Origin of the sequence: Paractinoplanes ovalisporus, from assembly GCF_016834655.1 — a bacterium.
Classification (GTDB): Bacteria; Actinomycetota; Actinomycetes; order Mycobacteriales; family Micromonosporaceae; genus Actinoplanes; species Actinoplanes ovalisporus.
In genome coordinates this window covers 252,484-268,659 of sequence record NZ_JAENHP010000010.1, presented here as the reverse complement: position 1 = coordinate 268,659, position 16,176 = coordinate 252,484, and the positions used below count along the sequence as shown (strand labels likewise).

Sequence of the window (16,176 nt, the reverse complement as noted above, 5' to 3'; positions counted from 1 at the left end):
CTCAGCGGCCTTCGCCGGCCAGGCCCGCCTCGTCCGGGGTGAAGCGAACCGGCAGGTACGACATACCCTGCATCAGGTTCGAGTGAATGCGGCGGGGCTCCCCGGTGAGCTCGAAGCCCGTGGTGAAGCTGCGCAGGGCGTCGAGCATCTCCCGCAGCTCCACCCGGGCCAGGAAGGCGCCAAGGCAGAAGTGCGGGCCGTAGCCGAAGGTCACGTGCTTGTTCGGCGACCGACTGAGGTCGAGCACGTCGGGGCGCTCGAAGACCCGCTCGTCCCGGTTGGCCGACACGTTCCAGAGCGTCACGATGTCGTCGGCCTTCACCTGACCGCCGGCCACCTCGAAGTCGACCAGCGCGCGGCGTCCGAAGTTCATCGCCGGGCTGGCCCAGCGCAGGAACTCCTCGGTGGCCGTTTCCAGGTCGACCTCGCCGGCCCTGAGCCGGCGCCACTGCTCCAGTTCCCGGGTCAGCGTGTAGATCGTCTCGACCATCGTGAGCCGGCTCGTCTCGTCACCGCCGAGGATCAGGCTGTAGCAGTTGAAGACGATGTCCTGGTCGGACAGGGGCTCGCCGTCGACCTCACTCTGAGTCAGCGTCGTGAGGACGTCGTCCTGCGGGTTGGCACGGCGCTCGGCGACCAGGTCGCTGAAGTAGAGCAGGATCTCGTTGCGGGCGACCCAGGCCTCCTCGGGCGCCTGGTCAGGCTCGTCCGAGCTGAGCGACGCCTTGGTGAGCTCGAGCAGTTCGGCATTGTCGGCCGGTGGCACACCGAGCAGGTTCCCGATCGTGGTCAGCGGGATGACCGAGGCGACGTCCTTGACGAAGTCTCCGGTCCCCTTGCGGATCGTCCGGGCCAGCAGGTCGCGGGTGTTGGCCCGCACCAGCTCGTTCACCTTGGCCAGGGCCCGCGGGGAGAACGCGCGGAGCATCACGTTCCGCAGGTCCTTGTGCCGCTTGCCGTCGGTCACCGCCATCATCTGACCGGCCGCCGAGTCGCCACCGGCCAGCAGCGTGACCAGAACGTTGCCCTTCTCCGACGTGAGGCGCTTGTCGTCCCGGTAGAGCTTCATCACCTCGGCGTAACGGCTCACCACCCAGAATCCCGGTGTTTCGCCTACCGGCTCGTGCCAGTAGAGCGGGTGTTCGTCCCGCAGGCGCCGCCAATAGGCGCCCATGTCGTTCTCGAGGTACGCCTTGGTGTCGACGAGATTGACGGCCAAGATCTCTTCCGGCACTTCGGCGAGCCGTGTGCTCAATTGCTTCACCTCTCTGCGCAGGTACGTGGCTTACTTGAGATCGCTGAGCTTCTCGTTGAGCACGCGGCCGATGTCTTCGACCGGACCCGGTTGCATCATGTGCGGGTGCTCGCACCGGACGACCCGGTGGCTGATGGTCCCGGTGACGTAGGGCCGCCAGCGTTCGGCCCGCTCGGCCAGTTCCGCGGCCGGCACCGCGGGATCGGGCTCCGCGACGAGCACGAGCATGTCGCCGGCGTACCGCTCGGGCCGATACTCGGCGAAGAGCTTGCGGTTGTTGGCGAAGACCCCGGCCAGTGCGGCGATGTTGGCTTCGGTCAGGCTGGCGAGCACACTCTGACGCTCCCGCAGGATCGCCGCCGCCTCCTGATGTGTGACGGCCCGCTCGCCGATGTCGACGCCCTCGTGCAGCAGCATCACCCGGTACGCGTCCTGCGGGGTCACGGTGTGCTCGGGCACCGGCTCCGAGCGATCCAGCGGGTACTCGTCGAGAACGACCAGCAGCGGCGGCTGCTCTCCCTCGGTGCGCAGCTGACGGGCCATCTCGTGCACCAGCGTGCCGCCGAGGGACCAGCCGACGAGCACGTAAGGCCCGGCCGGCTGCACCGCGTGGATCTGCGCGACGTAGTCGGCGGCCATCGCCTCGATGGTTTCCGGCAGAGCCACCGCGGGGTCGGCGAGCCCGCGGGCCTGCAGGCCGTACACCGGATGCTCGGCGTCCACGTGCCGCAGCAGCGACGCGTACACCCAACTCAGTCCGCCCGCGGGGTGCACACAGAAGACCGGCGTACGGCTCCCGCCCCGGCGCAACGGCAGCAGCACGTCGAGGGAGTCCGCTTCCGTGTCGGCGTCCAGTTCCCGTGCCAGCGCCGAGACGGTCGGAGACGCGAGCACGGTACGGATGCTCAGCCGCACACCGAACACACCACGGATCCGATTGACCAGGGACATCGACATGATGCTGTCGCCGCCGAGGTCGAAGAAGCTGTCGTGGACACCGACGACGTCGAGACCGAGCGTCTCCCGGAAGAGTCCACAAAGGATCTCCTCCTGCGGCGTCTGCGGCCCGGCCCAGTCGGACGCGTCGCGGTCCGGAACCGGCAACGCCTTGCGATCCACCTTGCCGTTGGCGTTCAACGGCAGCCGGGACAGCGTGACGAAGACGGCCGGCATCATGTAGTCGGGCAGCGTCCGGGCGAGGCGCGCCCGGAGGTCGCTCACGAGGACCACGTCACCGGCCGGCACGACATAGGCCACCAGGCGCCGGGCCGTGCCCGGCTCGGACCGCAGCAGCACAACCGCCTGGGCCACCGCCGGGTCGGCGGCCAGGGCGCTCTCGACCTCACCGATCTCGACCCGGTAGCCGCGGACCTTCACCTGGCCGTCGGCGCGACCCAGATATTCCAGCTGCGGCCCCGCCGGATGCCCGTCGTCCCATCGCACCAGATCGCCGGTGCGGTAGAGCCGGGACCCGGGCCGGCCGTAGGGGTCGGCGACAAAACGCTCCGCGGTCAGCCCGGGACGTGCGTGGTAGCCCCGGGCGAGCTGCGCACCGCCGATGTAGAGCTCTCCGGTCGCGCCCGCCGGCACCGGGCGGAGCGCGTTGTCCAGCACGAAGAGGCGTGTGTTGGGCGTCGGCCGCCCGATCGGCACTGCCCCCTCGGCAACAGCGTCGCCCGGTTCGATGCGGAAGACGGCACACCCGACTGTGGCCTCGGTCGGTCCGTACTCGTTCACGACCGCCACCTGCGGGTGCCGGGCACGCCACCGTTCCAAAGCCGTACCCAGGAGTTGCTCGCCTCCGACGACCAGCTCGCGACTCGGCGAGAGCTCTGGCTCCGCCCCTTCCAGCAGTGTCAGGTGCGACGGCGTGACCTTGGCGAACACTGGCTGAAGGCGCTCTCCGCCGATCTGCTCCAGTTCGGCGATGTGCACACAACCGCCGGTCACGAGGGGCACGATCATCGCGGTCACGGCCATGTCGAACGAGGCCGGGGAATGCATGATCGCGCGCTCGGCGGCCGAGGGGTACGCCTCGGCGGCGTAGGCGATGTATTGGGCGAACGCCCGGTGCTCGACGACCACGCCCTTGGGTGTGCCGGTGGAGCCGGACGTGTAGATCACATAGGCCGGGCTCTGCGCGTCGGGCCGCGAAACCGGTTGCTGCGATGTGGCGGACCCGGCGTACAGGTCCGCCCGCGTGACCGCCCACACCGGGCGCCGCAGCTCCGGCAGCTCGCCGATCGTCTCCGGAACAGTCAGCGTGAGGACGGGGTCCGCGTCAGCCAGCACGTGGCGTAGCCGCTCGGCCGGGTCGCCCGGGTCGACCGGCAGATAGCCGGCGCCCGCTTTGAGGACCGCCAGCGCCGCCGTGATGAGTTCGGCCGATCGGGGTAGCGCGAGCGCTACCAGCTTCTCCGGGCCGGCGCCGGCGGCCACCAGCCGTGCGGCCAGCCGGTCGGCCGCCGCGTCGAGTTCCGCGTAGCTGATCCGGGTGCCGTCGGCCAGGAGCAGCGCGGTCGCCTCCGGACCGGCCGACGCCCGAGCCTCGAACTGCTCGTGCACCAGCCGGTCCGGGACCGGCCGGTCGGTGGCATTGCGGGTGACGAGCAGTTCCCGCCGCTCGTCGGAGGAGAGCAGCTCGACACCGCGGGCACGGGCGCCCGGATCGGTGACCATCGCGTTCAGGACCCGGACGATCCGCTCACCGATCAGCCGGGCCGCCGCCTCGTCGAACAGCGTGCCCTGGTAGCTCAGACGCAGTCGCAGCGTACGGCCGGGCATGGCCACGACACTGATCGGATAGTGGTTGGCGTCGTTGCCGTAACCGCCCACGATCCGCAGGCCCGGCTCGACCTCGGCCAGTCCGCCCGCGTCGAGCGGATAGTTCTCGACAACCACGATCGTGTCGAACAGCCGGTCCGCGTCGACCAGCTGGAACAGATCACGCAGTCCGAGATGGTGGTGGTCCAGCACCGAGGTCTGCTGCCGCTGCAGCTCGCCCAGAAGCGTCTCCCAGGTGTCGGCGACGCCGATCCGGGCCCGCACCGGCACGGTGTTGATGAACAGGCCGACCATGGTCTCGATGCCCGCGATGTCGGCCGGGCGGCCGGAGACGGTGCTGCCGAAGACGACGTCGTCCCGCCCGGTCAGGCCGCTCAGCACCACGCTCCAGGCGGCCTGCACCGCCGTGTTGAGGGTGACGCCGAGGCGACGGGTCAACCCGGTCAGTGCCGTCATCCGGTCCTCGTCCAGCTCGACGAGGACCGAGGCGGGAAGGGTGGCGGTCGCATCGTCGGTGGCCGGTGCGACAAGGGTCGCCGAATCCACGCCGTCCAGCACCGAACGCCACGCGTCAAGAGCCTCGGCCCGATCCGCCTGGCCGAGCCAGGCCAGGTAGTCCCGGTACGGCGTCACTGGCGGCAGCGCGGAGGGGTCCCCGTCGGTGCGGTAGAGCGCGAACAGTTCCTGCAGGACGAGCGGGCCCGACCAACCGTCGAGCAGCAGGTGGTGATTGGTCATGAGCAGACGCGCCAGGTTCGGCTCCACGCGGAGGACCGCGAACCGCAGGAGGGGCGCCTCGTCCGGGTCGAAGCGCTGCTCCCGGTCGGCGTCCATGAGCGCATCGAGGCGTGCGGGTCGCTCGGCGGCCGGCAGCGTGGTCAGGTCGACCTCCACCAGCGGGGGCTCGAACTCGGCCGCCACCACCTGCACCGGCCGGCGCAGCCCGCGCTGACGGAAGCAGGAGCGCAGGTTGGGATGGCGGTGCAGCAACGCGCCGATCGCCCGCCGCAGCCGATCCATGTCGAGTGGACCGGCCAGGTCGATGCCCACCTGCACGGTGTAGGCGTCCGGGCCGTCGTCGTCGAGTTGTGTGTGGAAGAGAAGTCCCTCCTGCATGGGGGTCAGCGGCAGGATGTCGGCCGGCTGCTCGGTGAACCCGGCGGTCACCGCGTCGATCTCGGCCTGCGACAGAGGGACGAGCGTCAGGTCGGACGGTGTGTAGCCGCCCGTCGTCGGCTGCGCGACATGCGCGACGATCGCCTCCAGCGCCGCGAACCACAACTCGCCCAGCTCGCGGATCTCCTCCTCGCTGAACAGTTCGCTGCCCCACGACCAGGCGGCAACCAGGCGTGGCCCGTCCGGGCCGTCCTGCGTCGTGGCGTTGAGGTCGATGGCGTGCGCCAGCGGCCGGTCCGGGTCGCTGCCACCGTCGAGGTCGAATCCCTCCGGAGCGGGCGACCAGTCGGTCGGCGTGGTCGTCCGGTCGTCGGCCGACGCGAACCGGCCCAGGTAGTTGAAGCTGATCTGCGGCTCCGGCCGCCGCGCCAGCAACGGACCGGTCTGCGGGTTGAGGTAGCGCAACAGGCCGTAGCCGAGGCCGTTGTCCGGTACCGCCCGCAGTTGTTCCTTGACCTGCTTCAGGGTGCTGCCGACGACCCGGCCGCCCGCCTGGAAGTCCCGCCAGTCGAGCGCGCCCGGGTCCAGCCGGACCGGGAAGAGGCTGGTGAACCAGCCGACGGTGCGGGCCAGGTCGACGGTGTCGTCCAGCTCCTCCCGGCCGTGCCCCTCGAGGTTCACCAGCACCGGGCCGGTGGCCCGCCCACGGCGCTGACGCCACTGGTCGACCGCCACCGCGAAACCGGTCAGCAGCACGTCGTTGACCCGGGCGTGGAAAGCCGCGGGGACCTTGGTCAGCAGGGTCTCGGTCGACTCGATCGGCAGTGCCAGGACCAGGCCCCGCGTGGTGCCGGTGACGTCGCGCGCGGGATCGAGCGGACGGTCGGTCACGGGCGGTTCCGTGGCGTTCTGCGTGTCGAGCCAGAACGGGAGTTCGCTGACACGTTCCGGTGTCTGCGCCGAGGCGGTGAGCAATTGCGCCCACTCGCGGACGGACGTGCCGACCGGTTCGAGCCGCGGCACCTGACCGGCGTCGGCGGCGTCCCAGGCCTGCTTCAGATCCGGCAGCAGGATGCGCCACGAGACGCCGTCGACGGCCAGGTGATGCAGAGTGAGCAGAAGCCGGCCGGAACGATGCGGCCCGTGGTCGAACCAGACCGCCTGCAGCATCACCCCGTTCTCCGGGTCGAGCCGGTCCCAGGCGGCCCGGACCTCCCGGGCCATCAGTTCCGCGCCGGAGCCGGCGGTGTCATCGGCGGCGACCCGGCGGACAACAGACGCGGCCGGAACCGTGCCCCGTTCCCGCACGCGCAGGTTCCAGACGACCCCACCGGTGCGGCTGAGCGTCATTCGCAGCACGTCGTGGTGGTCGATCAGCGCCTGCACTGTGGACAGCAGGCGGGCCTCGCCGAGATCAGCCGGAACGACGATCATCGTGGTCTGACTGAACCGGTCCGGCCGTCCGCCCCGCTCCCGCATCCAGTGCACGATCGGAGTAAGCGGCACGTCGCCGGTACCCCGATCGTCCGCGGGCGCCACGACCGCCGGCTCGGGCGCTGTGGCCTCGGCCGCGGCCAGGAAGGCGGCCAGGGCAGCGACGGTCTTGTGCTCGAAGATGTCGCGCGGGCTCAGCTTCAGTCCCGCGTCGCGCATCCGCCGAACCAGCTGGATCGAGAGGATGCTGTCGCCACCGACGTCGAAGAAGCTGTCGTGGATGCCGATTCCGGGCTTGCGGAGCTGCTCCGCGAAGAGCGAGCGGATCAGTTCCTCCCGCTCGTTGCGCGGCTGGTCCGTGGCCCGGCCGCCACCGGCGAACTCGGGCGCCGGAAGCGCCGACCGGTCGATCTTCCCGTTCGGCGTCACCGGCATGGCGTCGAGCACCACGACGGCCGCCGGAACAAGATGGTCGGGCAGCACGGCGGCCAGGTCCGTACGCAGAGCCCGGCCATCGGCCCCGGGTGCCACGACGTACGCGACCAGGCGCTCGGCCTCCCCCTCGTCGGCTCGCACCAGCACCTCGGCCTGGCGCACGGCCGCGTCGCGCAGCAGCGCCGCCCGCACCTCGCCCGGCTCGATCCGGTAACCGTGCAACTTGACCTGTTCATCGGCCCGGCCGGCGAACATCAGCGCACCGTCGGAGCGCCATCGGGCCAGGTCACCGGTGCGATACATGCGCGCACCAGGCGGCCCCCACGGGTCGGCGACGAAGCGCTCGGCGGTCAGGCCGGGCCGCCGCAGATAGCCGCGCGCCACGCCGGAACCGGCGATGTAGATCTCTCCGAGCACCCCGGTCGCCACCGGGCGGAGCGCGTCGTTGAGCACATAGACGCGAGAGCCAGGGATCGGCCGGCCGAGCGGCGGTTCGACACTGCCGCTCAGCGGCGCGCTGATCGTCGCGCAGACAGTCGTCTCGGTCGGGCCGTAGGCGTTGACCATCCGCCGGCCCGCGGACCAGCGCCCCACCACTTCCGGCGGTGTCGCCTCGCCCGCGACCAGAAGACCGACGTTCGCCGGCACCTCGTCGTCGGCCATCACCGCGAGCGCGGCGGGCGGGATCGTCGCCTGCGTCACCCGCTGCTCAGCCAGCAGGGACGCCAGCGGCGGGCCCGGGTCGAGGCGGGCGGCCGGTGCGAGCACCAGAGCGGCGCCGGTCAGCAGCGCCTTGCAGATCTCGGCGAACGCGGCGTCGAAGCTGGGCGATGCGAACTGGACGACCCGGTCGCCCGCGCCGAGGTCGAAGGCCTCCAGGTAGCCCGCGCGCAGAGCGGCCACACCACGGTGGGACACCACCACGCCCTTGGGAAGACCGGTGGATCCCGAGGTGTAGATGACATAGGCCGGGCTGTCCGGCCGGAATACCTGCCCGGGGGCAGTCGCAGGCGCGGCCCCGACCCGATCCCTGGTTTCCGGGTCGTCGAGTACCACGTGCGTCGTACCGGGCGTGGCCTCGGGGAGATCCCCGGCGATGTCGGCACTGGTGATCACCACGTCCGGCTGCGCGTCCTGAAGGATGTAGCGGATCCGGTCGGCCGGATAGCGGGGATCGATCGGCACATAGGCGGCCCCCGCCTTCAGGGACGCCAGCATGGCGACCGGCCAGTCGACGGAACGCCGTAGGGCGAGCGCGACGAACCTCTCCGGGCCGGCACCCGCCGCGGTCAGCACGTGAGCGAGCTGGTTGGCCCGGCGATCCAGCTCCGCATAGGACAACGTCTGATCCTCGAAGATCACCGCGGGGTCGCCCGGTGCCTCCGCGACCCGCTCGCCGAACAGCTCGACGAACCCGCGCGGCGGCGGCGCCTGGACCGAGCGGTCGAAGCCGGCACCCCGCTCCCGCTCCGCCCCGCTCAGCACATCTATCTCGCGCACCTTGACGTCGAGGTCCGCGACCACCTGCTCGAGAAGCCGCACCAACCGGGCGCACAGCTCGGCGACGGTGGACCGGTCGAAGATGTCCAGGCGGAAGTCCACCAGCAACTGCATGCCGTCGGCACTGCCGTCCCGCGCGGTGTGCTCGTTGAAAGTGAACGCCAGATCGAACTGCGTGGCATTCACCGGAACCGGGTGGGCGGTCGCTTCCAGGCCGGGCACCTCGACCGCCGACGGGTCGGCCGACTGGATGTTCTGGACGTTGAGCCACACCTGGAACAGCGGGTGCCATGCCATCGAGCGCACCGGGTTCAGGGTGTCGACCACGCGCTCGAACGGCACGTCCTGGTTGCTGTACGCGGCCAGGTCGAACTCGCGGACGCGGGTCAGCAGCTCACGGAACGTCGGATCGCCCGAGAGGTCGGTCCGCATGACCAGCGTGTTGACGAAGAAGCCGACCATGTGTTCGAGCGCCCGGTCGTTGCGCCCGGCGATCGGCGATCCCATGGTGATGTCGGTTCCGCCGCCCAATGCCGACAGCAGGTTGGCCAGACCGGCCTGCAGAACCATGTAGAGGCTGGTCTGCGACTGCCGCGCGACGGACACCAACGCGCGGTGCAGCTCCGCCGGGAGGTGGGTCTCGACCGTCTCGGCGGTGTAGTCGGCCTCCGCCGGCCTCGGCCGGTCGGTCGGCAGCGTGATCTGCTCCGGGACACCGTCCAGCCGGTCCCGCCAGAACGCCAGCTGCCGGCTGATCGGGCTCTCCGGGTCGTCCTCCGCGCCCAGGACCTCCGCGTTCCAGACGGCGAAGTCCGCGTACTGAACCGGCAGCGGGGGCAGGTCCGGCTCCAACCGGTCGACCCGGGCACGGTAGGCCGTGGTCAGGTCGGTGGCGAACGGCGTGACGGACCAGCCGTCGCCGGCGATGTGGTGCAGCATGATGAGCAGGACGTGATCGCGCCGGCCGAGACGGAACAGCGTGACCCGCAGCGGGGTCTCGGTAGCCAGGTCGAAGTCGCGGGCCGCCTCGGTGGCGATGGCGTCCTCGAGGGCCTGTTCGTCTCCGTCGGCCAGTTCCGTCAGGACCACCTCCGGCGCTCCCTGCTCGGCGTCCAGCACCAGCTGGTAAGCCGTGCCGCCGTCCTCCGGAAACCGGGTCCGCAGCGTCTCGTGCCGAGCCGTCACGTCCCGGACAGCGGCTCGCATCGCCTCGACGTCGAGGTCGCCGCGCAACCGCAGAGCAAGACTGATGTTGTGCGCGGCCGCCCCCGACTCGAAGCGGTTGAGGAACCACAGGCGGCGCTGGGCGTACGACAACGGCACCCGCTCCGGGCGGGTGACCGGCCGGACCGGCGGGCGGGCCTCCCCGGCCCGCTCGATGCGCTCGGCCAGCTGGGCGACCGAGGGCGACTCCCAGAACTCACCCAGTTGCAGCTCCACTCCGAACGCCGAGCGGATGCGGCTGACCACCCGGGTCACGTGCAGCGAGTGGCCACCCAGGTCGAAGAAGCTGTCGTGGACACCGACCGCGGGCAGTCCCAGGGCCTCGGCGAAGAGACCGGCCAGGATCTCCTCCTGCGGGGTCCGCGGCGCCGCGGCCGGCGAGACGACCGTGCCGAAGTCGGCCTCGGGCAGGGCCTTCCGGTCGATCTTGCCGTTCGGGGTGAGCGGCAATTCGTCGAGCACGACGAAGACGGCCGGCATCATGTAGTCGGGCAGCCGGGCAGCGATCGCCTCGCGGAGCCGGTGCACCTGGATCTCGCCGCCGGTAACCGGCACGGCGTAGGCGACCAGGCGCTTGTCACCCGAGTCGTCGTCGCGCGCCACCACGGCGGCCTGGACCACCTCGGGCTGCGCGGTAAGCACCGTCTCGATCTCGCCGAGCTCGATCCGGAATCCGCGGATCTTCACCTGATCGTCGATCCGCCCGACGTACTCCAGCTCCCCCTCGGCGTTCCAGCGGGCCACGTCGCCGGTGCGGTACATCCGAGCACCGTCCGGCCCGCCGGACGCCGGGAAGGGGCAGGCGACGAAGCGCTCGGCGGTCAGCCCGGCGCGCCCGAAGTAGCCGCGGACCACGCCCTCACCGCCGAGGTAGAGGTCGCCGGCGACGCCGGGCGGAACGGGCATGAGCGCGGCGTCGAGCACGTATGCCTGGGTGTTGAGGATGGGCAGCCCGATCGGCGGTGCCCCGTCGACCGTGGTCAGCGTCGCCGCCGTGGACCACACGGTGGTCTCGGTCGGTCCGTACAGGTTCGTCACCTCCGCGGACGTCTCGACCAGGCGAGCCGCCAGACCCGCGGGAAGAGCTTCGCCGCCGACCAGCACGCGCATGCCGTCGAGCGCCTCCGGATGTTCGGACACCAGGGCCTGCCACAGCGTGGGGGTCGCCTGCATGATCGACGAACCGGTGGCGGCGAGCAGGTCGTTCAGGCGGGCCATGTCACGCACCTCGTCGTACTCGGCGAGGACCACCCCGGCGCCGCTGACCAGGGGCATGTAGAGCTCCAGCGCGGCGATGTCGAAGGACACCGTGGTCACCGCGGTGAGCAGGTCGCCCTCTCCGAGCCGGAAGCGGTCACCCATCGAGCGGATGAAGTTGGCCAGGTTGGCCCGCGTGACCACGACCCCCTTGGGACGTCCGGTGGACCCGGAGGTGTAGATGACGTACGCGGGATTCGCACCCGTCGTGCGCACGGGCAGGGGTCCGATGGCCTGCCCGGCGAGAAGGTGACCGGTCTCCGGGTCGTCGAGCGAGACACGGACCGCCGTCCCGGCCTCCGGCAGCGACGTCACCGTCGAGTCGGTCACCACGACGGCCGGGCGCGCGTCATCGACGATGTAGGCGACCCGGTCGGCCGGATACTCCGGGTCGAGCGGTACGTAGGCGGCGCCGGTCTTCTGCACGGCCAGCAGGGTCGTCACCAGGTCGGCGCGCCGGGGCAGCGCGACCGCGACCCGGGTCTCCGGTCCGGCGCCGTGGGCGGCGAGCAACTGGGCCAGCCGGTCGGAGCTCTCGTCCAGTTCCCGGTAGGTCAGCGTCACCGCGCCGGCCCGGACCGCAACCGCCTCCGGGATCTCGGCCGCGCGTTGGCGGAACTGCTCGTCGATCGAGAGCGCGGGCACCGGGCCGGCCGTGTCGTTCCACTCCCGCAACACCCGCTCACGCAGTACGGGTGTCAGGACGTCGACGCCGGCAACCGGAGCGGAGGTGTCGGCCGCGAACTGCTCCAGGACCCGTACGAGCATGTCGAGGACCTGCTGCGCATGGTTGCCGGAGTAGATGTCGGCCCGGTAGTTCAGCCGCAGCCGCAGCCGCGGTCCCGGCGTCGGGAACAGCGACAGCGCGTAGTGCGTGGCGTCCTGGCCGGTCATCTCGGCGATCCGTGGTCCCTCGACCGGCGCGGCCAGCGCCTCGGCGTCGACCGGGTAGTTCTCGTAGACGATGAGCGTGTCGAACAGCTCACCGGTGACCGGGACCGGCTCGGTGATCGAGGACAGCGGCAGGTGGTGGTGGTCGGTCAGTTCGGCCTGCTCCTGCTGCACGCCGGCCAGCAGGTCACGCAGGGTCGCGGCCGAGCCGAGCCGGGCCCGCACCGGAATCGTGTTGATGAAGAGGCCGATCATCGATTCGACCCCGGCCACCTCGGCCGGCCGGCCGGAGACCGTCGCTCCGAACACGACGTCGGTGCGGCCGGTGAGCCGGCCGACGAGTACCGCCCAGGCGCACTGCACGACGGTGTTGAGTGTCACTCCGGTCGCCCGGGCCACGTCACGCAGGCGTCCGGTGAGTTCCTCGGTGACCTCCGCGACCAGGTCGCCCGGCGGTTGTGTCGTGTTGCGCCCGATCCCCGGCGCGACGTGGGTCGCGGTGTCGACACCGGCCAGCGCGTTGTTCCACGCGACCCGGGCCGCGTCGGAGTCCTGGCGGGCGAGCCAGGCGAAGTAGTCCCGGTAGGGCGTGGGGGCAGGCAGCGTGGTGTCCTCGCCGCCGGCGCGATAGTGCTGGAAGAGCTCCTGCAGGATCAACGGCGACGACCATCCGTCGGCGATGATGTGGTGCACCGTCAGGACGATCCAGAAGCTGTCCGGCCCGGTCCGTACGGTCGTGACCCGCAGCAGCGGCGGTCGGCTCAGGTCGAACGACCGGGCCCGGTCCTCGACGGCGAACTCGCGGATCCGATCGCGCTGCTGCGCGTCGTCGGGGATGTCCCGCAGGTCCAGGTCACCGACCGGGATCGGCACCTCGCGCAGGACCAGCTGCATCGGCTCGCCGTTCTTGCGGCTGCGGAAGGTCGCCCGCAAGCTCGCGTGGCGTCGCACGAGAGCAGTGGCCGCAGCCTGCATGGCCGCCGGGTCCAGCGTGCCGTCGACTCGCGCGACCAATTGCGCGGTGTAGACGTCCAAGCCGTCCCCGGCAAGCTGGGCGTGGAAGAACAAGCCCTCTTGCAGCGGCGAAAGAGGAAGAAGGTCCTCGATGCGTGGCTGTTTCACGGATGGCTCCCCGGCGTCGTTCGGCACAGTCAGGAAGGGGCCTGACCGTGGCGACCGTACTCGGGCGAATACCGGTGCCCAGACATGCATAAATAACTTGGATAGGCGGGCTCCACAGTGGTCCGGAACCGATGTCAGAAAATCGATACGGGTACGACTTTCCGGGGCGCACAGACGTATAGATGATTTCTGCCTTCGACCCCTCGGCCGGGTCCCGGCCGCCTGTGGATTGGACCGCTGTCTTGGATTTCAGTCTGTTTTACTTCGCCAACAACGACGAGGCCGAGGATCGCTACAAGCTATTGCTGGAGGGCGCGAAGTTCGCCGACCAGCGAGGATTCACAGCGGTCTGGACCCCGGAACGGCATTTCCACGCCTTCGGCGGTCTCTACCCGAACCCGTCGGTCACGAGCGCGGCCGTCGCGGCCGTCACGGAGCGGGTCCAGGTGCGGGCCGGGAGTGTGGTGGCCCCCCTGCACCCACCGCTGCGGATCGCCGAGGAGTGGTCCGTGGTGGACAACATCTCCCGGGGTCGGGCCGGGATCGCCTTCGCCTCCGGATGGCACGCCTCCGACTTCGTCCTGCGTCCCCAGGCCTACGAGACGCGCAAGACCGCGCTGGTGGACATGATCGAGCAGGTCCGCAGTCTCTGGCGGTTGGATCCGGTCACCCTGCCCAACGGTGTCGGCGAGCCTTCCGAGGTACGTATCCACCCCGCCCCGGTGCGCCCGGAACTGCCGGTGTGGCTGACCAGCGCGGGCAGCCCAGCCACCTTCCAGCTCGCCGGCGAGCGCGGTTACGGGGTGCTGACCCACCTGCTCGGCCAGGAGATCGACGTGCTCACCAAGCGGATCGAGGAGTATCGCACCACCTTCCGGGCCCACAACGGACCCGATGCCGGCGACGGCCACGTCGCGCTGATGGTGCACACCTTTGTCGGCGACGACCGCGACGAGGTTCGTGAGATCGTGCGTGAGCCCTTCTCGCGCTACCTCGCCAGCTCGTTCGATCTGCTCATCCGCGCGGCCGAGGCCGCTGGAACGGCCGGGGCCATCACGACCCGCGAGCTGCGTGACATGGCGCCGACGGACATCGACTTCCTGGTGAAGCAGGCCTTTGACCGGTACTTCGACCTCAGCGGCATGTTCGGGACCGTCGAGGACTGCCTCGACACGGCTCGCGACCTGGCCGATGCCGGCGTGGACGAGGTCGCGTGTCTCATCGACTTCGGCGTACCGCACGACACCGTGCTCGACAGCCTCGACCTGCTGGGCGAGCTGCACGACAGCTGGCGTTCGTTCGACGCGCTGCGCTGAGCACCGGAACGGGAAATCGGGGCCCTCGCCATGGCGAGGGCCCCGATTCGTGCGGCGGTACCGGCGGTCTACGTCGTCTTCGCCGCGGCGCTGCGGTAGGCGCGCGTTGCCAGCGGCACGATGATCAGCAGCAGCACGATCAGCGTGATCAGCGACACCGGCACCGGATGACGCAACGGCCAGGACGGGTCGTCGCCATACCCGACCGGGTTTCCCCACAGTTCACGGACGCCGGTGACGATCGCGCTCACCGGGTTCCAGCTGGCGATCGCGCTCACCCAGCCGGGCAGGTTGTTGATCGGGAAGAACCCGGCCGAGAGGAAGGCGAGCGGCATCGTGACGGCCATCGCCACCGAGTTGATCACCTGCGGGTGACGCAGGGTCAGTCCGATGAGGCAGCCCAGCCAGGTCATCGTGTAGCCCAGCAGCAGGAGCAGTGCGACACCCCCGATGGTGGACAGCGCCGAGCCGTGCGGGCGCCATCCCATCAGCAGACCGACCAGCACCATGAAGAGCAACGCGATGATGTTGAGGACGAGGTCGGCGGCCGTCCGGCCGAGGAGGACCGAGAACTGGGTCATCGGCAGCGATCGGAACCGGTCGACCAGTCCGTTGTTGAGGTCGTCGGCCACACCGACGCCCGTGTTGATCGCGTTGGCCAGCATCATCTGGGCCAGGATGCCGGCCATGATGTAGTCCAGATACTTGCCGTCCGGGACGACCATCGAGCTGCCGAACAGATATCCGAACAGGAAGACGAACATGATCGGCATGAGGGTCACGCTGATCAGTTGCTGCGGCAGGCGTTTGAAGTGCGTGAGATGGCGCCCGAACAGCGCGGCGGAATCGGTGAGGACGTAGCTCATCGTTCGGTCCTCCCCGCCGCCGCAACGGTCGTGTCCTCGGTCCGGTGCCCGGTCAGCTGGAGGAAGACGTCATCCAGGGACGGCCGGCGCACGCTGAAGTCGGCCACCGCGATGCCGGCCCGTTGAAGGCCGGTGGCGGCGTCCGCGATGCCCCCGGTCCCGGCGTCGAGTGCCACCGAGATCCGCAGGCCGGTGCTGTCCACGATCGGCGCCGCCACACCGACCGCGGCCAGCGGCACCAGCGCCCGCTGGGCCAGTTCGGCCGTCTCGACGGTGATCTCCAGCCGCTCACCGCCCACCTTGTTCTTCAACTCGGTCGGCGTGCCCTCGGCCATGACCTGACCCTGGTCGATGACCGCGACCCGATCGGCGAGCTGGTCCGCCTCCTCCAGGTACTGCGTGGTCAGGAGGACCGTGACACCGGCCTCGGCCTGCGTCCGCACCATGTTCCACAGGGCCGTCCGGCTGATCAGGTCAAGACCGGTCGTCGGTTCGTCGAGGAAGATCACCTCGGGCTCGGCGATCAGGCTCGCGCCGAGGTCGAGGCGGCGGCGCATGCCACCGGAGTACGTGCCGACCAACCGGTTCGCCGCCTCCTGCAGATCGAAGACCTCGAGCAGTTCCTCGGCGCGCTGCCGGGCCCGTTGCCGGCCCAGGTGAGCCAACGTGCCGAGCAGCACAAGGTTCTCGCGGCCGGTGAGCCTCGCATCGACCGCTGCGTACTGGCCGGTCAGTCCGATTCGTTTGCGAACCTCGGCCCCCTGCCGCGCGACATCGAATCCGGCCACCGTGGCCTTTCCTTCTTCGATGTCCAGCAAAGTGGCGAGGGTACGAACAATTGTCGTCTTGCCGGCACCGTTGGGGCCGAGCAACCCGAAGACCGAACCGGCCGCGACCGAGAGGCTGACCCCGCTCAGCACTTCCCTTTCGCCGTAGCGTTTCCGAAGGCCCTCGACGGAAATCGCGTATTCCATGG

Annotated in this window: 5 protein-coding genes; 1 reads left to right on the top strand and 4 read right to left on the bottom strand. The window is 70.2% G+C overall.

The window, feature by feature from the left end:
* Window position 1 precedes the first annotated feature (1 nt).
* Complete coding sequence (locus JIG36_RS28585) at window positions 2-1,255, bottom strand: cytochrome P450 (protein ID WP_203379502.1); 1,254 nt, start codon at window positions 1,253-1,255, stop codon at window positions 2-4.
* A gap of 30 nt (window positions 1,256-1,285) precedes the next feature.
* The gene (locus tag JIG36_RS28580; RefSeq protein ID WP_203379501.1) at window positions 1,286-13,018 is read right to left on the bottom strand and encodes a non-ribosomal peptide synthetase; all 11,733 of its coding nucleotides are present in this window, start codon (window positions 13,016-13,018) and stop codon (window positions 1,286-1,288) included.
* 242 nt (window positions 13,019-13,260) lie between these two features.
* Between JIG36_RS28580 and JIG36_RS28575 the strand changes: the two genes are divergently transcribed.
* Window positions 13,261-14,334, top strand: a complete 1,074-nt coding sequence (locus tag JIG36_RS28575) for a MupA/Atu3671 family FMN-dependent luciferase-like monooxygenase (protein ID WP_203379500.1) — start codon at window positions 13,261-13,263, stop codon at window positions 14,332-14,334.
* Between the two features lie 68 nt (window positions 14,335-14,402).
* Here JIG36_RS28575 and JIG36_RS28570 read toward each other — a convergent pair whose 3' ends face one another.
* Both JIG36_RS28570 and JIG36_RS28565 read right to left on the bottom strand, forming a co-directional pair.
* On the bottom strand, window positions 14,403-15,200 hold the full coding sequence (locus JIG36_RS28570; protein ID WP_203379499.1) for an ABC transporter permease: 798 nt from the start codon (window positions 15,198-15,200) through the stop codon (window positions 14,403-14,405).
* On the bottom strand, window positions 15,197-16,174 hold the full coding sequence (locus tag JIG36_RS28565; RefSeq protein WP_203379498.1) for an ATP-binding cassette domain-containing protein: 978 nt from the start codon (window positions 16,172-16,174) through the stop codon (window positions 15,197-15,199). Before JIG36_RS28565 ends, JIG36_RS28570 begins: the two co-directional genes overlap by 4 nt.
* Between the last annotated feature and the right edge of the window lie 2 nt (window positions 16,175-16,176).